We start from the raw sequence: 23,992 nt of genomic DNA, 5'->3' as shown, positions 1-23,992 counted from the left end.
ACAAGATGCAATTTATTCGAAAACTGTATCCAACCACAATAACAAAACAGGAATCAAAACACTTTTACCGCCTGTTTAATAAGTAAAAAATAATTTATCACAACAAAAACGGCCGTTACTTAAGTTACAAAAGCTCACAAAAGAAGACCTAAGCAAACAAAATAAAAACATAGGCGCAACTCAAAAAACACGGCGTGAGCTTAAACCTGTCAACACACAAGCCTGAAAGGGTGATCTGGAACATGCTGAATTATTTAAGGCTTGTGTTTATAACAGATGGAACTTAACTTTGGTTTCGTTCAAACAATGATTAAACAAGGCAGGTAAAAAGACACTTTCACCGATGTTATAAGCAAAGATGAATAACAATTGAGTTCATGAAAATGAAACTAATTACACCTTTTTCAATCTATACATTGAAAGTTTAAATTTGAGTACCTCTATCAGAGATGAATGACTTGCCCTGGCTGTAATAAATGAGTTCACCTTATATTAGCTTCTCTCTTGATTAGCTCAATATTTAGGCTTAGGCTGTTGTTTCAATTGAACAGTGCAAGTCCTTAAAGTCGTTATTAAAGAAATGTTTTAGCTGCAAATAGCAACTAAGTGAATTAGCTATTGACGACTTCTTATCGGAGCGTCTCTTCAGTGTTATAGGTTGTTTATGAGTAATGAATTTTTACCCCTGTGCCGTCCAGCTATCGACGAACAGGATATCAGTGCTGTGGCCGATGTTTTACGCTCGGGTTGGATCACTACCGGCCCGAAGAGCGCTGAGCTCGAAGAGTCGATCTTAAGACACACCGGCGCCCAGCATGCCGTATCCTTAAGTAGCGCGACCGCTGGCATGCATTTAGTTCTACTGGTACTAGGTATCGGCCCGGGTGATGAAGTCATCACCCCCTCGATGACTTGGGTATCCACAGTCAATATGATCACGCTTTTGGGGGCTAAGCCGGTGTTTGTCGACGTCGATGCCGATAACCTGATGACAGATGTGGCCCTGATTGAACCTCTGATCACCGAACGCACCAAGCTAATTATTCCGGTACATTATGCCGGTGCATCTCTTGATCTCGATGCCATCTATGACTTAGGTGAGCGCTATAAGATCCCCGTTATCGAAGATGCTGCCCATGCCTTAGGTTGTGAGTACAAGGGGCACCCGATTGGCAAGACAGGAACCTGCCTCTTTTCCTTGCACGCCATCAAAAATGTGACCACAGCAGAGGGCGGTATCTTTACCACCCAAGACGCCGAACTCGCGGCGCGTATTCGTCGTCTTAAGTTTCATGGTCTGGGTGTCGATGCCTTTGACCGAGAGACTCAGGGGCGAGCCCCGCAGGCTGAGGTCATCGAACCCGGCTATAAGTACAACATGCCTGATATCTGCGCCGTACTTGCATTAGGACAGATGAAGCGCATCGGTGAGATCACCCAAAAACGCACCGAACTCGCTCTGCACTACCGCGATTTGTTAACAGCAGTCGGTGGCATAACGCCTTTAAGCATCCCCTCCTATGAGCACCGTCACTGCTGGCACTTGATGATAATTCGAGTCGATCCTCTTATCTGCGGACTCAATCGAGACCAGCTCATTGCACGCTTGAAAGAGTGCAACATCGGTGCGGGGATCCACTTTAAAGCCTGCCACACTCAGAAATATTATCGAGAAAATTACACTGCAAAGTTTGGTGAAATAACTAAATCATTAACGAACACCGAACATAATAGTGAGCAGATCTGCTCTTTACCTCTGTTCCCAGACATGAACTTTAGCGATGTTGAACGCGTCGTCGCTGCGATCTCTGAAATTGTTGGAAATAAATAATGAAGCACAATCAAAATATCGACTTCGTCTCAATCGTAATACCTGTTTATAACGAAGAAGCGAGTTTACCCGAACTCCTCAGCCGTACCCTTGCCGCGGCAGATAGTATGGGAAAGCATTATGAATTAGTGCTCATAGATGATGGTAGCCGTGACAATAGCGCCAATATCATTGAAGCCGCAGCTGCAGAGCCTGACAGCCATGTAGTAGGGATCATCTTAAACCGTAACTATGGTCAACATAACGCCATCATGGCAGGGTTCGAACATGTTCGCGGCGACCTCATCATCACCTTAGATGCCGATCTTCAAAATCCACCTGAAGAGATCCCTAACTTAGTCGCTAAAGCCGAAGAGGGTTACGATTCTGTCGGTACGGTCAGACGTCATCGCCAAGATAGTGCACTACGACGTTACCCTTCAAAGCTTATCAATAAGCTGGTTAAACGTTCGACCGGCGTTGAGATGAATGACTATGGTTGTATGTTACGAGCCTATCGACGTCATGTCGTCAAGGCAATGCTCGAATGCCATGAGAGAAGTACCTTTATCCCTATTCTAGCTAACGGCTTCGCGCGCCACACAGCAGAGATCGATGTGCATCACAGTGAAAGATCCCAGGGTGAGTCAAAGTATGGCTTTATGAATTTGATTAATCTCATGTTTGATCTGCTGACCAGCATGACAACAGCCCCACTGCGTATGTTGAGCATCGTGGGTGGCGGCATTGCATCTTTCGGTATTCTATTTGGCCTGTTTTTGATCTTATTACGATTGATTTACGGCGCAGAATGGGGGGTAGATGGTGTGTTCCCACTCTTTTCAATATTGTTCATCTTTATCGGTGCACAGTTTGTCGGCCTGGGATTACTGGGTGAATACATAGGCCGAATCTATTCCGATGTTCGTGCAAGGCCCAGATACTACGTACAAGACATATTGGTAGGCGAAGCCACAAAAGGCGCTCGTATATCTGACGAGAACAAAAACAATTAATTTTCGATTGTTACTTATTTAGATTTTTAGAGGATTATTTCATGAAAGCAGTAGTTTTTGCTTACCATAACATCGGCTGTGCGGCCGTTCGAAGCCTACTCGAGGCGGGTGTGGAGATCGCAGCGGTATTTACCCATGTCGATGACAGCAATGAGAATGTGTTCTTCGAGTCAGTGGCCAAGTTAGCAGCCCGTAACGGTATTCCGGTATTTGCACCAGAGGATGTTAATCACCCTCTATGGGTTGAAAAAATCCGTCAGATGCAACCCGACTCAATTTTCTCTTTCTACTACCGTCATATGTTGAGCCAGGAGATCCTGGATATCGCCCCTAAAGGCGGCTTCAACCTACATGGTTCTCTTCTACCTAACTACCGTGGTCGTGCACCGATCAACTGGGTACTTGTTAATGGTGAAACAGAGACAGGTATGACTCTGCACACCATGACGGTCAAGCCGGATGCGGGCGCAATAGTCGCTCAGGAAGCGCTGGCTATCACCGACGCCGATACGGCAGCCACCTTGCACAGTCGTATGACCCATTTGGCAGGTGAGCTACTGAATAAGGTTATCCCACAGATCGTCGCCGGCACTCACTCTCTGACAGAGCAAGATACAACAAAAGCCAGTTACTTCGGTCGCCGTACACCGGCAGATGGTGAAATAAAATGGGCCAATGACTCTCGTACCATCTTCAACCTGATCAGAGCCGTAACCGAGCCTTTCCCGGGTGCATTCTCTTATCTCGGTGAACGTAGGGTCACCATCTGGGGCGCCACTGCGAGTGAGAAAACCTATGATGTGACACCGGGTACAATAGTCGAGACTAAGCCGCTCACCGTAGCCTGTGCACAAGGTTCGATAGTGCTTCATTCTGGTCAAGCTGAAAACGGCTTATATCTGAGTGGTGACCAACTCGCCGCCGAAATGTATCTGGTTGAAGGGATGCGTTTTGGCCCACAAGCCAGTGCCGTTATCGCCGCCACCCGACGCCAGAAAGTGCTTATCATGGGCGCTAACGGCTTTATCGGTAATCACTTAACCAAGCGTCTGCTCGACGATGGTAAGTATGAAATTTACGCGATGGACATGAGCTCCAGCCAGATTGAGCAGCATCTGTCTCATCCCGACTTCCATTTCGTCGAGGGTGATATCACCATACACAACGAGTGGATCGAATACCACATCAAGAAGTGCGACATAGTACTGCCGCTCGTGGCTATCGCAACGCCAATCGAATATACACGTAATCCGCTTCGTGTCTTCGAGCTCGACTTCGAGGAAAACCTCAAGATTGTGCGTGCCTGTGTTAAATACGATAAACGTATCATCTTCCCATCGACCTCTGAAGTTTATGGCATGTGTACCGATGAGGAGTTTGACGAAGATACATCACCGCTCATCACCGGTCCTATCAACCGCCAACGTTGGATCTACTCGACCTCTAAGCAGTTGCTGGATCGTGTAATTTGGGCCTACGGTAAGAAAGATAACCTTAAGTTCACCCTGTTCCGTCCATTTAACTGGATGGGTCCACGCCTGGACAGCTTGAACTCTGCTCGCGTCGGCTCTAGCCGTGCGATCACTCAGCTCATTCTGAACCTCGTCGAAGGTACCCCAATCAAATTGATTGACGGTGGTGAGCAGAAGCGTTGTTTCACCGATATCTCAGAGGCGATCGAAGCCTTGTTTAGAGTGATCGAAAACAAAGATGGACTCTGCGATGGTCAGATCATCAACATAGGTTCACCTGACAATGAAGCCAGCATTAAAGTGATGGCCGAAACCTTAGTCGAGAAGTTCGAAGAGCATCCACTACGCGATCAGTTCCCACCGTTTGCCGGCTACAACTTAGTTGAAAGCCAGTCTTTCTACGGTGATGGCTATCAGGATGTTCAACATCGTCGCCCTAGTATCAAAAATGCTAAGAAACTGCTGAATTGGGAACCGACTATCATGATGGATCAAACCATCGAAGATACGTTAGACTTCTTCCTGAAAACGGCTGTTGAAGAGACTAAATGAGCCAACAAAACGTAACTAAGGTCGGTCTTAGGATCGACGTTGATACCTATCGAGGCACTCGTTTAGGAGTGCCTAAGCTGCTGGAAATTTTCCAGCGGCACGATATCTCGGCGTCTTTCTTCTTCACCGTCGGCCCCGACAACATGGGGCGTCATATCTGGCGTCTTCTGCGCCCGGCATTCCTAAAAAAGATGCTGCGTTCTAAAGCGGCAAGCTTATATGGATGGGATATATTAATTCGTGGCACTCTGTGGCCCGGTCCCATCATAGGTAAGAAGCTAGCCCATATCATCAAACAAGCCGATGATGCAGGCCATGAAATCGGACTTCATGCCTGGGATCACCACAAGTGGCAGATGAAAACAGATGTGATGACCCCTGCAGAGCTTCACAGCGAAATCGACAAAGGTTATCAGCTGTTATCTACGCTCACCGGCAAGCCTATTCCCTGCAGTGCAGTCGCTGGCTGGCGCTGTACCGATGCCACCTTAGAGCAGAAGCAACGCTTTGGATTTCGTTATAACAGCGATTGCAGAGGGGAGTCGATATTTATCCCACAGCTGGGAATGGCACCTCAAATCCCGGTGACTTTGCCTACCTATGATGAGCTGGTTGGTAAAGACAACATAGATCACTCTAATTACAATGCAGAGATAATCAAACTGGTCAATCCCGATGGTTTAAATGTCTATACCATACATGCAGAGGTTGAAGGCATTGTTTGCGCTCAGCTATTTGAAGAGCTTATTATCCAGGCTAAAGAAAATAATATCGAGTTCGTCCCCATGATAGAGCTCTTGGATCATGAAGATATTGACTGGCCTCTGGATGAGATCCTCAATATTGAGATCGATGGACGTGAAGGCTGGTTAAGCCATCAAGCTTCGATGATAAATAAACAAAAAAGTGCTTAATTGGATGAAGAATGGATAAGTCAAAAATTAATCTAGCGGTCATTGTACCGCTTTTTTTTATAATGCTTTATCTGCTACCACTCGGATTGCGTGATCTCTGGTCACCGGATGAATTAAGGTATGCAGAAATAGCCCGTGAGATGGTGGATAGTGGTAACTGGATAGTACCGACATTCAATGACATAAGGTACTTTGAGAAACCTGTGATGGGCCACTGGATGAATGCCATCTCTCAGGTGCTCTTCGGTGAGAATAACTTTTCGGTACGCGCCGCCTCGGCTTTCAGCACTCTTGGGGCTGCGTTTTGTTTGTTCCTGCTCGTCGGCCGCTTCGCTAACCGAAAGCAGGCCTGGGTCACCGTATCTGTATTTCTCAGCCTCTTCTTAGTCTCCAATTTAGGCACATACAGTGTTCTGGATGGCATGCTAAACCTCTGGCTCACCGCCGCATTTACCGCATTTTTCTATGCCGCGGATTCACCGACAACCTCACAGCGATGCCGCTTCTACGGCCTGGCCGGACTCTTTTGTGCCTGCGCACTGCTCACCAAAGGTTTTCTGGCATTAGCCCTGCCCGTGATTGTCGTTGTACCGTTTATGATCTGGCAGCGACAGCTGGTCGATATATTACGTTGGGGTTGGTGGGTGATGTTGGTCGCCCTTATCGTCACTCTCCCCTGGGCCTTGGCAATACACGCCGCTGAGCCCGATTACTGGCATTACTTCTTCTGGGTTGAACATATTCAACGCTTCGCCGCCGAGGATGCCCAACATACCTCTCCCGCCTGGTATTATCTGCCTTACCTGCTGCTCGGGACTCTGCCATGGTTATTTCTGGCTCCGAGTGCGATTAAACATCTCAAAGGCCACTGGCAATCCCCTCTGCTGAGATATGCACTGCTTTGGGCGCTGATCCCCTTTATTTTCTTCTCGGCTGCAAAGGGCAAGCTGGTCACCTATATCTTGCCATGTATGGCACCTTTGGCGATTATCTTGGCTCAGGGCATCATCAGCGCCTTTGAGAACAGAGCGAAAGGACTGAAAATAGGTTCTGTCATCAACTGTGCCTTCTTTAGCTTGATATCTGTTGCCGTCATTGTCCTCTTCTATATGGGACGTTTGCCTCTGGAAGCCGAAGAGTTCTACCGCCCCTGGTTATTGGTGGTGGTCTGTGGCAGCTGGGCGGTGCTGGCTTACATATCAATTAAGGCCAAGAGCTTAGAGGGAAAAATAGCCAGCTATATGTTGATGCCACTCAGCCTCTTCTTGCTGGCTTGGGCCATAATTCCCAACATCAGTATCGACTCTAAGATGCCCGGTCGTTTTTTGGAGCAGGTCAGCCCTTTAGTCAGTGATGATGCCATACTGATTGCTGACTACCCGAGTACCATGTCTGCATTTAACTGGTACTTTAAACGTCGCGATGTCTACCTGACAGGCAACACCGGTGAGGTCAGCTATGGTATCGGCTACGATGACGCCAAGCACAAGTATGTCGCCCCATCGCTACTCGGCGAATTTATCCGGAAACAGAGTGTCCCCGTGGTTATCCTGTTCAGAGAGATGGATGTGCCACAAAGCCTACCTGAGCCTGATAAACGTATAGAGAGAGGCAAGTTCACCCTGGTCTATTACGATCGAGTAAAGCGCTAATGACGACCTTCCTGCTATTTGTTCTGTCGGTATTTTCCAGCTCCATGAGTCAATACTGGCAGAAACGAGCTGCCATGTTATTTGCAATGCAACCTGATCTTCGCCCCTTGCAGAAGCTGTTTTCCCGCCCCTTAATCCTGAGTGTCTTCTTTCTGGGTGTGGGGGCCATGACCTGGCTCGGTGTCTTGAGTGTATGGGATGTGTCTATGGCCTATCCACTGCTGAGTATTAACTTCGTCATTATGTTGCTGCTGTCTCACTATGTATTTAATGAGCCCATATCCGTCAGGCAATGGATAGGTATCACGCTCATCATGTTAGGAGTTATTTTTTTAGCCGGGGGTGAACAATGGCTCATCTAACCTTATCAATCCGCGGCCTGCTGCTGGCACTGATGAGCGTACTACTGATATCGGTAGCACAACTGTCCATGAAGTGGGGAATGGGGACGCTCAATCAGTTATGGTCAGACCTAGTCATGCTTTGGCAAGGGGAAGATTACTCGAGCCTGTTTTCTCAGGCGCTTGCCCCTGTAATGGCCGTTGGAGCGGGTCTTTTCTGTTACGCTTTGTCTATGGCCTGTTGGGTGATGGCACTCAAGCGGCTCCCGCTTTCAATCGCCTACCCCCTGCTTAGCCTCAGTTATGTGCTGGTTTATCTGGGAGCGGTTTATCTTCCCTGGCTCAACGAGCCATTGAGCTGGGTAAAAGGGACTGGCATATTTTTGATACTATTGGGCTTAATCTTTGTCCTGCCCAAAAAGAATCAGACGAGTGATAAAAGCTAGTTATACCAATCAGTATAAAAATGTGATCACTCAGCGAGAATTTAGCGCTTCAGAGGCAAGGCCCTTTATTACTCCTGCATAAAGGGCATTCACAACATCCATGTTGTTCGCAACGAGTGAAGAGCATAGTTGTTCTACGTTCAAGCTCGTTAACACAGCATCGGATGCGCTAAAACTCGCCTGTTAGGCGTGTTTTTGACTGCCAACTTCTGCGTTGAATGGCCTCGCAAGGGAACAACCATTTCATCATCCATTCGCCTTGAATTAGTTGCCAAAAAACACGCTGAGTAGATCACTTTCTTATACCGATTGGTATTAGATCACAGAAAAACTTTAAAAAAATGCAGGATTAATCATCCTGCATTTTTTTAAACATAGATTAAACCTAAAACTCAGTCGGAGCCGAAGAGATCCCGGGTATAAACTCTATCTTCAACGTCTGAGAGCTCATCCATCATACGATTAGAGACGATAACATCTGACATCTGTTTAAACGCATTGAGGTCTTCAATCACTTCAGAATGAAAGAACTCTTTCTCCTTCATTACCGGCTCATAAACCACGACCTTAATTCCTTTCGCCTTGATGCGTTTCATGATCCCGAGGATCGAAGAGGCACGGAAGTTATCCGAGCCAGACTTCATAATCAGGCGGTAGAGACCAACAGTTTCAGGCTTCTGCTTAATGATGGCATCGGCGATAAAGTCTTTACGGGTCACGTTCGCATCGACAATCGCACTAATCAAGTTATTAGGCACATCCTGGTAGTTCGCCAACAGCTGTTTAGTATCTTTAGGCAGGCAATAACCACCATAGCCAAATGACGGATTGTTATAGTGGGAGCCGATACGAGGATCCAGCCCTACCCCTTCGATAATCTGCCTCGATGACAAACCATGTGTCTCGGCATAGGTATCTAACTCGTTGAAGTAAGCCACTCGCATCGCAAGATAGGTATTTGAAAACAACTTAATTGCTTCTGCTTCGGTAGCGTCGGTAAAGAGCAATGGAATATCTTTCTTAATGGCTCCCTCCACCAGCATGTTAGCAAAGATTTCAGCCCTTTCTGAATGTTCACCAATGACAATTCGTGATGGATATAAATTGTCATGAACGGCCCTGCCTTCACGTAAAAACTCAGGAGAGAAGATGATATTGTTACAACCCAACTTTTCACTTAAACGCTTGGTATACCCAACCGGCACTGTCGATTTAATCACGATCGTGGCATCAGGGTTCAGACCGATCACCTCTTTTATTACTGACTCGACAGACGAGGTATTAAAGTAGTTTGTTTCAGGATCATAATCTGTAGGCGTAGCAACAATAACGTATTGTGCATCTTTAAAAGCTGACTCTTTGTCCAGCGTCGCCGTTAAATTCAACTCTCTGTTGGCCAGGTACTCGTCGGCTTCCTTATCGACAATCGGTGAGCGTCGATTGTTTAATGCATTGACCCTCTCTTCGTCAATATCACAGGCAACCACTTCATTATTCTGAGCCAGAATAATCGCGTTAGAGAGACCGACATAACCGGTTCCAACGATAACAACTTTCATAAATGACCTTTCAAAAATTGATAAAAAAAACGGCAGCTGCAGAAGCAGCTACCGAATTATTCAGGGTTCACAGATATAAACATCTTAAAGCCCCACCAAGATAGCGAGGCATAACGCTCAATCTTTGTCAGCCTAATTTAGTGAGCGTGACCGTCTGTTGCTGCTTCTGCAGTCGGGGCAGTCGCTTTTTCGATAGACAATAGCTCGACTTCAAATACTAATGTTGAATTTGCTGGAATCGTACCGGTATCACGGTCACCATAAGCAAGCTCTGCAGGGATAACGAATTTGTACTTAGCGCCAACAGGCATCAATTGAACGCCTTCGGTCCAACCAGGGATCACACGGTTAAGCGGGAACTTAGCAGGCTCGCCTCGTGCAACTGAGCTATCAAACTCGGTGCCGTCAGTAAGTGTACCAACATAATGAACTTCAACGGTATCTTCAGCCGAAGGCTTGTCGCCAGTACCCGGTGTCATAACTTCATACTGAAGGCCTGATTCAGTAGTAACCACTCCCTCTTTAACCTTATTCGCATCTAAAAATGCCTTGCTTTCAGATGAGGCTTTCTCTGCAAGTGCAGCAGCTTGTGCCTGACGCTTTTCATTAAGCTTCTCATCAAGGCCTTGAAGAACGGTCTGCATCTCCTCTTCGTTGAGCTTTAACTCATCGTTTAGGCCATTAGTAAAACCAGTAATGATAAGGCTACGATCGACAGCCATACCTAACTCTTCCTGCTCTTTGATATGACCTGACATATACTTACCGATAGAGGCGCCGACGCTGTAGGCTTCTTTCTGTGCTTCTGTTTTCAATTCGACATTGGCAGCAGTTTCAGCTGTTTTTTGTTCTTGGTTACAAGCAGACAGACCAATAACGGCCAACGCAACCAGCGAGATTTTATAAATTGATTTCATTAAAGCTTCCTCAGCATCTTCTTGTAGTTACAATAACCTTACTCTTATAAGGCGAACCACTTTATACTAGTTAAATACGTTATTCCAATTACATTGTCGATGTTTCATGAGCATATACCCAAACGACCTCGAAATGCAGGATTCAGCATGTCGAGAAGTAGCTAAGGTATCGATAAATGTAATTACACTGGTGCTAAAGACAACAGATTTTGGAGCAAGTTCATGAAAAAAATCTTTACGCTTGTTTTTTGTACTCTGCTCATCACCGCCTGTCAGCCAAAAGCCTTACAGACTCATCAGTTAATTACTGAGCCCAGCTACGATGCGAGCTTGTCAGAGCAAGGTGATCTGGCCCTGGTAAGTACCGCCAACAGCGGCTTGCAATTATGGGATCTGAAAACCAATCAACAAAGGTTTACCTGGATCCACGGAGAAGCCAACAATAGCGCCGTAGACACCTCAATATCGCCAAATCAGGCGTTCGCCGCCTCTCTGAGTAGAAGCTCAGTCGCACTTTGGAGAATTTCCGATGGCAGTTCTCAAGGTTGGTGGTCATTGCCCTCCTCGGGCCAGAGTGTGGCCGTAGCTAATAACGGTGCACTACTCATTGGCCTCAACGATGGCAGCGTCATGTCACTTCGCCCTAATGGCGGCTCACTGATAAAATTCCTTGGCCATACTGAAAAAGTTAACAGCGTGTCACTTTCGGCCGATGGCAGACTCGCCTTAACAGGCTCAAACGATCAGCACGCTATCTTATGGAATGCCACCACAGGCCAACCGATACATGACTGGCATCTCGATAACCGCATCATCAGCGTTGCGTTGAATAAAGCCGGAACCCTCTCTTTTATCGGCGACAGTACTAAGATAGCTAAGATTATTGACAATAAAAGCGGAGAGTCGATAAGTAAGTTAAAGATCCTTCGCCGAAAAATGAACTTTTCAACGGCTCGATTCTCAAATCAAGACACCTTGCTAATCACGGGAACGCCTGCGAGAGAGGTCATTGTATGGAATGTGCAAACCGGACGAAAAATCGCCAACTGGCAAGTTCAACGAACCAAACGTGCCCAAATTAAGGGAGCCGTTGTATACTCTGTCGCAAACAGCGATCCGAATCAGATCATCAGCATTAGCAGTAATGGCCTTGTCGAGACCTGGCCAGTACCTGTCCATTAGAGGTAAAAATGGATCAATTAGAAAGAAGAATCGAAGATCTTGAGATGAAACTAGCATTTCAAGAAGGCACCATAGAAGAGCTGGACCAACAGGTAATCAAGCTCAATGACCTGATGGCAGCTCAGCAGCAGCAACTGCGTATACTCATCACTAAGTTGCAGTCGGTGGAACCCAGCAACATGGCAAACCAGTCAGAAGAGTCGCCACCACCGCACTATTAATATATATATATTAATAGCCAAACCACTTCACGAGTGGCTGAATCGGGCATTGTGAAGTGGTTTGGTGATAATTCTTGATTTTAGTTGGTAAGCGAGTCAGGCTGGATTCAGCTACATCATGGTTGAATGCCATGCGGTTGAATGTCATGTGGTTTAATGCAATATACCCAAGCTACTTCTCGACATGCTGAATCCTGCATCTTGAGGTGGTTTGGGGATACATGAATATTGAAGGATCAAAATGTTAGCCATTGCTCAAGTCGGCGAGGCCTCACAATGAAAAAGTGGCTACTGCTCCCTCTGCTCAGCCTTTTAGTCAGTGGCTGTGCACTGAACAGCATTTTTATTAACTATCCCTCACAAATTGCTCCAGTTAAAGCACAGCTCAATACCAGTACCCCTATCAAAGGTGTACTCGAGGTCGAATCCAATATCTCCGGCGCCGATGGACTCCTGTACGCGCAGGAAGCCGGGCGGGTGGCACAGATCAGCGGCGACTTTGAAGCGAGTAAAAAATACTACCAGCAAGCCGTTACCGGTTACCTTAAGTTTGACGACAAGGCCACCTTGAGTGTCACCGATATGGGAGCAACTGCCAGCAGCCTATTTATTAACGACAATGTGATCCCCTACCGTGGACCAGGCTTCGAGCGTGTGATGCTTCACCAATATCAGGCGTTAAACTATATTTTTAGTGGCGATCAACAGGGCGCATTAGTCGAGGTGAGACGCAGTAATGATCTGCAAAGCTCCGAGCAAGCCAGATACCAAAAATCGAATGAGTCGGTTCAAGCTATGGCTAACGGCACTATAGACGCCGAAGTCAACAAACTCGGAAAGGCGGCTGGCACTGTCACGAGTTCATTTCTTAACGCCTATAGCTATTACACGACTGGCGTATTGCATGAGATCTTAGGCGAGCCTAACGATGCATTTATCGATTACCGTAAAGCCGCACAGATATCGCCGGATAATCCCTACCTGCAAAAAGATCTGGTGAGACTGGCGAAACAGCTATCTATGCCGCAGGCGGGTGAGTTCGAACGTCGCTGGGGTAAAGCGATAACAGCAAAGAAAGATCAGGGTGAGGTCATATTCTTAATTGAACGTGGGTTTGTACCTGAAAAACAAAGCTTAACCGTACCATTTACCATTCACGGTAACTGGCAAACAGCCTCACTTGCCACCTATACTTCTAACTCTCGCCCCGTATCTCCGGGCAAGATAAAGGGATTAGGCAAGAACCTGACTGCGGCACCCATTGCGAACTTAGATGCCTTAGCTATTACGGCACTCAAAGAGGAGCTACCCGCCGCACTCATTCGTCAGGCTGCACGAGTTTATGCAAAGTCAGAGATGGCCAGAAGTGTAGAGAGTGACTCGAAGAAGCGTCATAACGAAACCGATATCGCAGTCATTGCGATGCAGATCTTTAATGTCGTCACAGAGCAAGCCGATAGACGTAGCTGGCTCACGCTTCCCAAGCAGGCTCAAATAGCAAGAACCTATCTCAATAATGGCAGTTATTCGGTTCAACTGGACAATGGCACTCCCGCTCAGGTAGAGGTAAAAAGTGGAAGAACGACACTGGTTTGGGCAGTAGACACTGGAAATTACACACGTTTTTATTCAATAATCATCTAATAAACATTTAATGGAATTCACTATGAAACATTTCAAACTAATTTTTATGCTAGCTGTAGCCATTGGTCTGGCAGGTTGCCAATCTAAAGTCGAATACGGCGATGCCACAGAAGTGGAAACCGTTAACGAAAACTTCGGCTCAAGCGATCTTCAGGCCATTACCGCCAAGATGGTCGACAGCATGTTGACCTTCCCACCGGTTATGGTTTTGACAGCCAACGATCGACCAATCATGTTTGTCGATAAGATTAAAAACAAGACTTCTGAGCATATCGATACCGAATCGGTTACCGATTCGATCAGCAATAAACTACTGCGGTCGGGTAAGTTCCGCTTTATCGATATGACAAAAGTCGATGCGGTACGTAAGCAGTTGGATTATCAAAACAACGCAGGTATGGTAGACCCATCGACAGCGATTAGCTTCGGCCGTCAAATCGGTGCCCAATATATGCTTTACGGCAACCTATCGAGCATAGTTAAGCAAGATGGTAGCACTAAAGATGTCTACTACAAGATGACAATGCGTCTGATGGATCTCGAAACAGGCCTTATCGAATGGTCTGATGAGAAAGAGATCCGTAAAGTAAAGTCTAAGTCTTTCTTAGGTTTATAATCTTTAAAGTTTAATCGGTAGGATTCATCGCCGTGATGACTCACAAGCTCTTTTTAAGATGCCAGTCAGCCCCTGACTGGCATCTTTCTATTTACTCTAACAAGCACCCACTCTCGGCATCCCTATCGCACATAGTGCAAAAATAAGTTAGTGTATCGGGCATAAAAATAATAAGCCTAAGGATCTTTGCTGTGAATCTGCTGCGTGTCTGTTTACTCTCAATGCTCTCTCTCTCTATCATCTCCTGCAGCAGCACAGAAAAATCACAATCAGAGCACCGCGAAACAAACTCCTATATCAGCCAGCAGCAGGCTCAATCCCGCTCAGAAAGAGTCTCCGAGGTGAGTTATCAGCTGGACTTCACCTTAACCGGTCAGAGTGAATTTAGCGGGGTAACACGCGTCAATTTCACCCTCTCTGATACAGACTCCCCCCTGACCTTAGATCTCAACCAGGCCACAATTAAAAGCTTTATCATCAACGGTCATAAGATCTATCCGAGGTACAATGGCAGTTACTTCACCTTGAACCCCGGCCTGCTAATCTCAGGCAGCAACACCATAGAGGTCGCTTACACACGAAAGCACAGCACTAATGGCGAAGGTTTGCACCGCTTCGTCGATCCTATCGATGAAAAGGTCTATCTCTACTCCCATTTCGAGCCCGCTGCCGCGCAGCAGATGTTTGCCCTGTTCGATCAACCCGACCTGAAAGCGAGCTATCAGTTAACCGTCACCGCACCCAAAGATTGGGTCGTTATCAGCGCCATGAAAGAACTGAGCATAACCGCGACGGGAGAGAGTAATCGCTGGCATTTTCCGGCCAGTCCGAAATTGAGTCCCTATAATTTTTCACTCCATGCCGGTCCCTACCATGTATGGCAAGATAACAGTGGTAAGTACCCACTACGCCTCTTTTCCCGTCAATCTGTCGCAGAGCAGGTCACTCCCGAAGATTGGTTTACCTACACCCAACAGGGGCTAACCTTCTTCGACGATTATTTCGGGATCCCCTACCCCTTTAACAAGTACGATCAGCTGCTGGTCCCAGACTTTCTCTACGGCGCCATGGAAAATGCCGCCGCCGTGACCTTCAGTGAAAATTATTTCCTGCATAAGAATAAGATGACCTTAGCTCAAAAACAGAGTTTAGCCGGGGTTATCATGCATGAGATGGCTCATCAGTGGTTTGGTAATCTGGTCACCATGAAGTGGTGGAATGGTTTATGGCTCAACGAGAGCTTTGCCTCCTTCATGGCGACACTTGCCACCGCAGAAGCCACCGAATTCCCCCAGGCTTGGCGCAGCTTCTACGCCAAGGGGAAACAGAAAGCTTACGAACAGGATAGCCGGGTCACGACGCACCCTATCGAAGTGCCGGTACCCACCTCTCAGAGTGCCTTCGATAATATCGATGCCATCACCTATCAAAAAGGGTCTTCGGTACTCGTACAGCTCAACCACCTTTTAGGTGCTAAGGTGTTTAAACAGGGAGTACAAGACTACCTGAAACAGTACAGCTATCAGAATGCGGAGTTGCAAGATTTTATTGCCAGCCTTGGGAACACTGCCAAACGCGATCTCAGCACCTGGAGCGATGAATGGCTCGACCACGGCGGCGTAAACACAATAAAGGCCGAATATAGCTGTGAAGCGAACCGCATCACCTCATTCGCCCTACTGCAGTTTCCCGCAAGCAATGAACTACCAAAATTAAGAGAACAGAGAGTAAAGCTTGGCCTCTTTACCAAGGGGCGCCGGGAGCTTCATAGAAATGTCACGGTTCCCGTCACTTACAAAGGGGCAAGAACCGAGGTCAAACGTCTTATTGGATCCCGATGTCCTGATCTTGTCTATCCCAATTATCAGGACTGGGGCTATGTGAAAGTCATCCTCGATGACAAGTCATTCGAAACCGCCAAACAAGATCTCAACATGATGAAAGATCCTATGCTGAGGTCTATGCTATGGCAAAGCCTGTGGGATAGTGTGACCAGCGGTGTATTGCCACTGGATAAGTATCTGGGCACGGTATTTATTAATCTCCCTCATGAGCAAGATTACATCATCTTAGGTCAGGTGTTAGCCAATCTCTATCAGAGTAAGTCTTATCTTGAGCAGATGCTTCCGATCCATCGAAGCTACACAGGTAAAGTACTTAAAGGCCTGGCACAGATGAGCCTCAGAAATACCATGACAAACGCTGGCAACAGTGACTTTCAGCGCCGTTGGTTCGATGCGTATGTCCAGTTCTCACGTAGTCCACGCGCCTTAGCTCATCTTGAACAGCTGTTGCAAGGCCGAGCGTCGATCCGGGGGTTAACGCTGGATCAGGACACACGATGGAAAATAATTACTCAGCTCAATCGTTATGATCATAACGGCAGCCGAAAACTGCTTGAGAAAGAACAAAAATCCGATTTGAGTGATTCCGGGGAGAAGGCTGCCATTGGGGCGCTGGTATCGCGGCCAGAAGCCAGCATTAAGCGCCGTTGGTTATACCGTATCGAACATGGTCAAGCATTGCCTTTCTCTAAGCTCAGCACCGCCATGTCTCATCTTTACCCTAAAGAGCAGAAAATGTTGAGCGCCGCCACTTCAGAGCAGAGACTTGCCGACTTAGCAGAGATAGACGGGCGCAAAGACCCTGTCTTTATGCGAAGCTATGCCACAAATCTTATCCCGATCCAATGTGACCATGCGGGCATCGCCCTGCTACAGAAAGCTATCGATAAACACACGGAGCTGTCGATGGGGACCAGGCGGGCACTGTTAGAGGCGCACCAAAATGAGGTACGCTGCGTAATCATCAAGGAAAAAATATTGCACTAGGACCTGTTTGTTTTTCGAGCTTGAGTTTAGCTTATATGATGATAAAGTCGTAAAATTCACAATATTATTACGATTACAAGCATCGATACACCTACACAAAAGTGTAATCAACTGATATAAAACAATATTAATTATTGGCACATAGTTTGTATTGTACTTTGTATTGAGTAACTTCAATTACTTCTATTAGATTATATTTGTAATACAAAGACAGAAAAATAAGGAAATCAGGATTATGGGACCATTTGAAGTCATGGCTATTGCCATTGTCGCAGTTTTTGGCGTTAAGGCTTATAAAGAGTTTAATCATAGAAAAACCAGCGTCGATACCAGCGAAGTCGATGCACTAAAAGGTGAACTGGTTAAGTTGCAGGAAAGAGTGGCAACCTTAGAAACCATAGTCACAGATAAGTCTTACCAGCTCGGTGAACAGATAGACAGATTATAAAGGTCTAAGGTCTTAGGTCTTAAACTGAGAAAGCTCACTTCGCCCACAAAAAAGGCCATCACCTTAGGTGATGGCCTGACAAAAGCTTTAAACACTGGCTGTAAACATCAGCCTTAAACGAACAGGTGCTTAATGTTTTTCAGATCGCCCTTACCTTCCGCCAGCTCTTCCACTGAGAGCCCAGAGACTTCATGAGGGAAGACCAACCACTCTTCGGACTCATGGATGTAGTAATCAGGTTTTAGCGGTACAGAAGTATTTTTCGGCTTGTAATACGGGCAGGCAATACGCACATCTTTGGGCATATTAAAGCGCATCAACTCAGCCAGTTTCTCTTTAAGCGCATGGACACTACGGCCAGAATCGAAAACATCATCGACAATCAAGAGCCCATCATCAGCATTCGCATTCTCGACGATATAGTGCAAACCATGAACCTTGATCTGTTTACTCTGCTGGTTAATACCGTAGTAAGAGGAGGTGCGAACAGCAATATGATCCGTTTCAATCTCCTTGAAGTCGAAGTATTCCTGCACTGCGATACCTATCGGAGCGCCGCCGCGCCAGATACCAACAATGAACTGCGGACGAAAACCGCTCTCATAAACTTGCGCCGCTAAGCGAAATGAATCTTCAAGCAACTCTTGTGCTGTAATAAAGCATTTTTCCGACATCAGACCGTCCCCATCTTGTTATATTAGGTCAATTTAGCAGGTGAGAGCGGACATTCCAAAGACAGGAATGTACCGCAAAATAACCGGTTAAAAAATTAACAGGTTAAAGTGTAGGCACCGACCAGATTTTGGAGGCAAATTTTATACTAAAAGTGAGTTTTGTGCTGCAAATAAAGTGAAAAATTAGACACGCGGCGCTATTTTTAACTTTATTATTATCTCTGTACAACCCCCACACCTTTCCATCCATGGAGATAGTCGATGGGATAAACAGGTCCCTGTATAGAAAGCCACCCGAAGGGGTGGCTGGTTAGGAGCTTATTAGTGTAATGATGCGATTAGCTGACTGGCATGATTTGAGGTGAGCCAATTTGGCTGACGGCACTAAATAGCTTATCCATATCTTCACCGAACTCCGTCGATAAGATGGTATCGACGTAATGCCAATCACTGCGCACCTCTTCTGCGGTAAATGTTAGCACCATAAAACCGCGATCACGCAGGTTAGTGTACTTAAGTCCGTCGACCATCTGGGTGATCCCCGCCTCGGTTACCGCCTGTTGATCTTCCGGGATCCCTAAGTAAAACTCCAATCCGGGAGAGGAGACAGAACTGGTCGCAAATTCGACAGCAACGGCATCGCCAGCTGCGTCTGTAAGCTCATTAGCCCAGGCATTATGGGTATCACCCGCTATCACAACAAGATTTAACGCCTTAGACTTAGCCGTGGCTAAGATAACCTCACGCTCATAGGCATAACCATCCCACGCATCTAAGTTATAAGGCACATTTGGCATCTGTAGTAACGCCATCGCCTCAGGCGTTAACTTATGCTGATTGCCGATAAGGAAACTGTACTCGCTGGCGGTTAGAGTTGGATCGCTGGCTTGAGCTCGGGCAGCGAGTTGTGCTATCGCCCCTAACTCGGCAAACTCGGCAATGCTCAACTTCTGCATCGCGATCGCCGCCGGCAGTAACATCTTGCCCATCAATACCTGTTGACCCAACAGTTGCCACTTGCCCGTTGCGGTTAACAGGCTTCCCTGCAACCATTGCAACTGCTCCTGACCTAACATAGATCGATCACTGCTGGTCACATCGGACATAAACCTGGCACTATCCATGGCCTGAGTTGCCGGATCGATATAGTCGACATAGTCCAAAGGCTTATCTCTGGCTAACACACGAGTGTCTAACATATGCAGGTCTACCAGATCGCCAAAACTGAACGAACGGTAGATCTCCTCGTGATTACCTTCTCGCCACGGACGAATTGGTAACCACTCGAAATAGGCTTGCAGCGCCCCAATTTTACGGTCAGCAAAATCCCCTTCGCCTTCGTTATGATTCTCGGCGCCATCGGACCAGGCATCGTTAGCAATCTCATGATCGTCCCACACGGTAATAAACGGCACCTTTGCATGGAGTTTTTGCAAGCTGCCATCGCCACGATACTGGCCATAACGAGTGCGATAATCACTTAAGCTAAATAGCTCGCCTTCTGGCAGCACTTCACGACCTAGCTCGGCCGCATTCTCACTGGCATACTCACCACGGGCATATTCATAGATATAATCGCCAAGGTGGAGCACCGCATCCAGCTCCTCTTGCTGAGCTGCGAGCTCATAAGCATTGAAGTGACCGGCTGGAAAGTTAGCGCACGACATCACCGCCAGCTTAACCGAGTCCACGGCGCCTTGAGGTAAGGTGCGGGTCATTCCCGTTTCGGTGACAGTCTCTCCAGAGGAGAAGCGATAGTAATAACGGCTCCCCGCCGCTAACCCTATGGCATCAACCTTAACCGTATAATCTCGCTCTGCCGTGGTCGTGGTTTCACCGTTTGTCACCAGATCGGTAAAGCCTTCATCGGTAGCCACCTCCCAGGCAACTTTTACCTCACCCTCCGCCTCCGGTGTCACTCGAGTCCAGAGAATGATAGCGCTATGACTGGGATCGCCACTGGCGATGCCATGGACAAAACTGACAGGGCTAACATTGGTATCGTCATCGCTGCTACTGCACCCCATTAAGCCATATGACACAACTGCGGCGCCCACACCTTTGGCCGACATAGCCAGAAAATCCCTACGTGAAAAAGACCGTTTCATTATTATTATTCCTTTATTTTTTAATATCACTTGTAGTGGTAAGAGGTCTAACTTGCCTTTATTTTGTAACATCCATATGACATTTTCGCTACAAGAAAATTATTTAAAAATTATAATGTCGATAAAATTGTCTAATAAATACGTGGAATTAAGGCTATATTGACAGTAGCGAATAGATAAACGGTCAAGGGAGTAATAACGATGAAAGTAAGTGATATTATGAGCACTCAAGTGGTCTGTATTAGCCACAAGGCCAGTTTGAAGGATGCCCATGAGCTGATGCAGAGCCGAGGGGTACGTCACCTGCCTGTAATATCAGAATTTGATTCGAAGCTCGTCGGTATTCTTACTCATAAAAAGATGATTAGTACAGTGATGGCCATGATGCATAAATATGGCGGGAATGCGTTAGACAGAAAAGAGCGGGGACAACTCGTTGAAGACTTAATGGATACCGAGTTTCAAAAACTCACCGAAGATGAGCCCCTCTCTATCGTCGTAGAGTACTTTATCGAGAACAAGCTAGGCTGCCTTCCGGTGGTTGACACTCAAGGTAAGGTAGAAGGTATCGTGTCCTCATCTGACTTCGTCAAACTATGTGCAAGCCTGTTAAAAAACTAATATTATCAAACGACTAAATAATGCACCAACAAAAAAGGGGCTGAAATCAGCCCCTTTTTTTATTGTAGCTTAGTCATAGTTAGCCACGGGTACACTCTTCGAGCAGGTAGGCCAGATGACGATAAGGGACGCCGCTATGTTGAGTCAGGCCGACTTCACACATACGGTTAGCGTAATACCCCTCTTTCACATCGACCGGGATCAACTTCTTAATGTTGCGCAGTGCGCTGGCATTGATCTCTGGCTTATAGAGCCCCTTCTCACCCGCATAACCACAACATTCGATCCCCGCCGGACGGATCACCTGGTTACAACAGGCATCCGCGATTGCGGTCATTTTAGGTTCAACCTTCATGGTTCTGGCGCTACAACCAAGATGCAGTGCGGCGTGAGACTTCTTTTTAATAGTCAGTTTAGGCAACAATTTGTCATGCATAAACTCAACCAGATCCAATATCTCAACCTTCTCAGTCAGCGCTGCATCGCCGCCTAAGGTTCGCTTAGTACATGACAGCGCATCGATGATCACCGGAAACTTTCCGCCTTGTGTCATGGCAGAAACGGCCTGGATCAATTCGAGACGTTTCGCATCGGCATTCTTAAAGTCTCCCTTAGATTCCCACATCTGGCCACAGCAAAGATCGCGCGTCTTCTGTGGGGTGATCACGTTGTATCCTGCTCGCTCCAGTAGCGTCACCACGACTTCCGGCAGCGGTCGCTTATCGGTATCGACAGGTGTAGGCCCGAAGGTACGCCCACCACAAGCTGGGAAGTAGACCACCGTTTCCTGTCCGGGCTTAGCTGCAGAAACCTTAGGAAGTTTGCCACCTTTAGGAAAATCCGGATTCCAGTACGGCACTTCGCTGCTCACCATACGGCCCGCCTTCATCATGGCTCCTGTTATGCCGTCACCGGTGATCTTATGGATCACACCCAACATATCGAAACCGGTACTGATCACGCCATTTACCGCGCCGAAATGATTCGCCTGAAAATCGAGGAACTTTTGCTGACCACTAGTGATGGATGGGGTTCTGAGTTTACGCACCAGCTGACCCATCTTATTATCGACAGGACAGGCTATGGTACACAGCTGGCATGCCGCACAGGTATCGATAACATCATATTTGGCGGAAGCGCGCATTTCATCGGCGGCCTGTTGATCACCACTTTGCTCCAGACGAGCAATCTCACGCAATGTGGCAATACGCTGACGAGGGGTGAAGTTAAGCGCCGAGGTCGGGCAGGTCTTCTCACAGAAGCCACACTCAAGACACTTATCGACAAAGTCATCGACTACCGGGCAGGGCTTAATGTCTTTAACGTGGATTTTGGGATCATCGTTTAAGATGACACCCGGGTTCAGGATACCCTGGGGATCAAATAACTGCTTGATGCTCTTCATCAGAGTATAAGCATCCTCCCCCCACTCCATCTCAACATAAGGCGCGACCGCGCGACCGGTACCATGCTCGGCTTTCATCGAGCCGTCGTACTTGTTAATTACCATCTTGGCAATTTCGTCCATAAAGGCATGGAAATTGTCGATATCACCCTGAGTCGAGAAAGTTGGCGTGATGATAAAGTGGAAGTTACCTGCTAACGCGTGGCCATAGATGCAACCTTCGGGATAACCGAATTTGTGCATTAGCGCAGTAATATCACTCGCGGCGGTAGCCAGGTGTTCAAGCTCGAACGCCACATCTTCGATAATAACCGACGTGCCTTTGGGACGCTCACCCGCAACGATTGGGAACAGACCCTTGCGCATGGCCCAGTACTCGCCGTATACCGCAGCATCGCTGGTAAAGTTGATCGGACGTAGAAAATCAAATCCTTCGAGCTTGGTGATCACATCCTGGGTGTAAACATCCAATATATCTGCATCGTCGGCACGGGATTCGATCAACAGGATAGCTGACTGAGGTGGCAACTCAGATAACCAGTCAGGCATCCCGGGTTTGCCGGTAACGGCCTTGATGGATGGCCAGTCGAGTAGTTCGGCTGCCGCGACACTTTCGCCATTGATCAATGGGATAGAGCGGGCCGCATCTTCCATGTTGTGGAAAACGGCCAGGGCCGAAGCCTTAAATTTGGCTTCATTGACCGTGTGGTAGGTCACCTCGTTGATAAAGGCCAGAGTGCCTTCCATGCCAACCATAAGATGATTGATGATATCAAAGGGATCGCTGAAATCGACTAAGGCATTGATGCCGTAACCTGTGGTGTTTTTGATGGAAAATTTCTTACGAATTCTGTCGGCAAGCACAAGATTGTGGCGCGTAATATGAGCCAGTTGATACACTTCCTCAAGCATTTTCGGATGGGACTTGGCGAATGCGACCTTAGATTTTTTACAACCCGTATCAAGCTCGGTGCCATCGGCGAACAGCAACTTGGCCGACGCTATGGTCTGGTAACTGTTTTGCGCGGTACCACAGCACATGCCCGAGGCATTGTTGGCCACAATTCCACCAACCATGGCCGAGGCAATCGTCGCCGGATCCGGACCAATTTTACGGTTTAGCGGCGCTAACACAGCGTTTGCATCGGAGCCTATGACGGCAGAGCCAAGGGTGATCTGCCTGGCATCGTCGCTGACTTCAATCTTTCTGAAACCATCATGGCCCAGAATAAGCAAAATACCTTCACCAATGGCCTGACCGGCCAGGCTGGTGCCTGCCGCGCGGAAAGTCACAGGTGCATTATGCTCACGGGCAACGGCTAGAGTACGCTTAACTTCATCCATGTTCTCGGCATGAACAACGACTTCTGGAACAATTCTGAAGTAACTGGCGTCGGTTGACCAGGCGAAGCGACGAACATACTCATCCGTCACAGGTTTGTCACCCAGTTGCTTACGTAGATCACTGACTACTGCTTTATAATTTATCGACATTTGACACATCTCTTTATTCGCTATGATTAAGAGCAGTCAAAGCCGGAGTGTGGCTCTGACTGATTGAGT

Annotated in this window: 19 protein-coding genes; 14 read left to right on the top strand and 5 right to left on the bottom strand. The window is 47.2% G+C overall.

From position 1 onward, the window contains the following. Positions 1–664 precede the first annotated feature (664 nt). The 7 genes from arnB to arnF are packed head-to-tail and all read left to right on the top strand — an operon-like array spanning position 665 to position 8,203. Complete coding sequence (arnB, locus tag SSED_RS04765) at positions 665–1,831, top strand: UDP-4-amino-4-deoxy-L-arabinose aminotransferase (RefSeq protein ID WP_012141273.1); 1,167 nt, start codon at positions 665–667, stop codon at positions 1,829–1,831. After that, positions 1,831–2,826 (top strand): undecaprenyl-phosphate 4-deoxy-4-formamido-L-arabinose transferase, encoded by a 996-nt coding sequence (gene arnC, locus SSED_RS04760; protein ID WP_012141272.1) that lies wholly within the window; start codon positions 1,831–1,833, stop codon positions 2,824–2,826. Before arnB ends, arnC begins: the two co-directional genes overlap by 1 nt. A gap of 41 nt (positions 2,827–2,867) precedes the next feature. Further along, positions 2,868–4,850, top strand: a complete 1,983-nt coding sequence (arnA, locus tag SSED_RS04755) for a bifunctional UDP-4-amino-4-deoxy-L-arabinose formyltransferase/UDP-glucuronic acid oxidase ArnA (RefSeq protein ID WP_012141271.1) — start codon at positions 2,868–2,870, stop codon at positions 4,848–4,850. Then, positions 4,847–5,764: a 4-deoxy-4-formamido-L-arabinose-phosphoundecaprenol deformylase gene (arnD, locus tag SSED_RS04750; protein WP_012141270.1), complete on the top strand. Its 918-nt coding sequence runs from the start codon at positions 4,847–4,849 to the stop codon at positions 5,762–5,764. The genes arnA and arnD overlap by 4 nt, the downstream gene beginning before the upstream one ends. Before the next feature lie 11 nt (positions 5,765–5,775). Beyond that, on the top strand, positions 5,776–7,416 hold the full coding sequence (gene arnT / locus SSED_RS04745; protein WP_012141269.1) for a lipid IV(A) 4-amino-4-deoxy-L-arabinosyltransferase: 1,641 nt from the start codon (positions 5,776–5,778) through the stop codon (positions 7,414–7,416). Beyond that, the gene (locus SSED_RS04740; RefSeq protein ID WP_012141268.1) at positions 7,416–7,778 is read left to right on the top strand and encodes an EamA family transporter; all 363 of its coding nucleotides are present in this window, start codon (positions 7,416–7,418) and stop codon (positions 7,776–7,778) included. Before arnT ends, SSED_RS04740 begins: the two co-directional genes overlap by 1 nt. After that, a complete protein-coding gene (gene arnF, locus SSED_RS04735; RefSeq protein ID WP_012141267.1) occupies positions 7,766–8,203 on the top strand; it encodes a 4-amino-4-deoxy-L-arabinose-phosphoundecaprenol flippase subunit ArnF in 438 nt (145 codons plus the stop codon). Before SSED_RS04740 ends, arnF begins: the two co-directional genes overlap by 13 nt. Positions 8,204–8,595: 392 nt before the next feature. Here the strand turns inward: arnF and SSED_RS04730 are convergent, their stop codons facing one another. Both SSED_RS04730 and fkpA read right to left on the bottom strand, forming a co-directional pair. Then, a complete protein-coding gene (locus tag SSED_RS04730; protein WP_012141266.1) occupies positions 8,596–9,762 on the bottom strand; it encodes a nucleotide sugar dehydrogenase in 1,167 nt (388 codons plus the stop codon). Between the two features lie 137 nt (positions 9,763–9,899). Then, a complete protein-coding gene (gene fkpA, locus SSED_RS04725) occupies positions 9,900–10,679 on the bottom strand; it encodes an FKBP-type peptidyl-prolyl cis-trans isomerase (RefSeq protein ID WP_012141265.1) in 780 nt (259 codons plus the stop codon). 222 nt (positions 10,680–10,901) lie between these two features. Between fkpA and SSED_RS04720 the strand changes: the two genes are divergently transcribed. The 6 genes from SSED_RS04720 (at position 10,902) to SSED_RS04695 (ending at position 17,621) form a co-directional block, all read left to right on the top strand. Beyond that, a complete protein-coding gene (locus SSED_RS04720; protein WP_012141264.1) occupies positions 10,902–11,861 on the top strand; it encodes a WD40 repeat domain-containing protein in 960 nt (319 codons plus the stop codon). 8 nt (positions 11,862–11,869) lie between these two features. Beyond that, positions 11,870–12,082, top strand: a complete 213-nt coding sequence (locus tag SSED_RS04715; protein WP_012141263.1) for a SlyX family protein — start codon at positions 11,870–11,872, stop codon at positions 12,080–12,082. Between the two features lie 276 nt (positions 12,083–12,358). Continuing rightward, on the top strand, positions 12,359–13,726 hold the full coding sequence (locus SSED_RS04710; protein WP_012141262.1) for a COG3014 family protein: 1,368 nt from the start codon (positions 12,359–12,361) through the stop codon (positions 13,724–13,726). Between the two features lie 22 nt (positions 13,727–13,748). After that, the gene (lpoB, locus tag SSED_RS04705; protein WP_190273192.1) at positions 13,749–14,342 is read left to right on the top strand and encodes a penicillin-binding protein activator LpoB; all 594 of its coding nucleotides are present in this window, start codon (positions 13,749–13,751) and stop codon (positions 14,340–14,342) included. A 191-nt stretch (positions 14,343–14,533) separates the two neighbouring features. After that, positions 14,534–17,173, top strand: a complete 2,640-nt coding sequence (gene pepN / locus SSED_RS04700) for an aminopeptidase N (RefSeq protein ID WP_012141260.1) — start codon at positions 14,534–14,536, stop codon at positions 17,171–17,173. Positions 17,174–17,408: 235 nt separating this feature from the next. Then, positions 17,409–17,621 carry a hypothetical protein gene (locus tag SSED_RS04695; protein ID WP_012141259.1) on the top strand — a complete coding sequence of 71 codons (213 nt, stop codon included), beginning with the start codon at positions 17,409–17,411 and terminating at the stop codon, positions 17,619–17,621. Positions 17,622–17,734: 113 nt separating this feature from the next. Here SSED_RS04695 and SSED_RS04690 read toward each other — a convergent pair whose 3' ends face one another. Beyond that, a complete protein-coding gene (locus tag SSED_RS04690; RefSeq protein WP_012141258.1) occupies positions 17,735–18,295 on the bottom strand; it encodes a phosphoribosyltransferase in 561 nt (186 codons plus the stop codon). 338 nt (positions 18,296–18,633) lie between these two features. After that, on the bottom strand, positions 18,634–20,403 hold the full coding sequence (locus tag SSED_RS04685) for an alkaline phosphatase D family protein (protein ID WP_012141257.1): 1,770 nt from the start codon (positions 20,401–20,403) through the stop codon (positions 18,634–18,636). Positions 20,404–20,604: 201 nt separating this feature from the next. Here SSED_RS04685 and SSED_RS04680 point away from each other — a divergent pair, with 201 nt between their 5' ends. Further along, entirely contained in the window at positions 20,605–21,024 is a 420-nt protein-coding gene (locus SSED_RS04680; RefSeq protein WP_012141256.1) for a CBS domain-containing protein, read from the top strand. Between the two features lie 79 nt (positions 21,025–21,103). Here SSED_RS04680 and SSED_RS04675 read toward each other — a convergent pair whose 3' ends face one another. Then, positions 21,104–23,923: an FAD-binding and (Fe-S)-binding domain-containing protein gene (locus tag SSED_RS04675; RefSeq protein ID WP_041421541.1), complete on the bottom strand. Its 2,820-nt coding sequence runs from the start codon at positions 23,921–23,923 to the stop codon at positions 21,104–21,106. Positions 23,924–23,992 lie beyond the last annotated feature (69 nt).

Origin of the sequence: Shewanella sediminis HAW-EB3, assembly GCF_000018025.1 — a bacterium.
GTDB lineage: Bacteria > Pseudomonadota > Gammaproteobacteria > Enterobacterales > Shewanellaceae > Shewanella > Shewanella sediminis.
The sequence above is the reverse complement of the archived record's forward strand: the minus strand, read 5'-3'. Positions and strand labels throughout refer to the sequence as shown.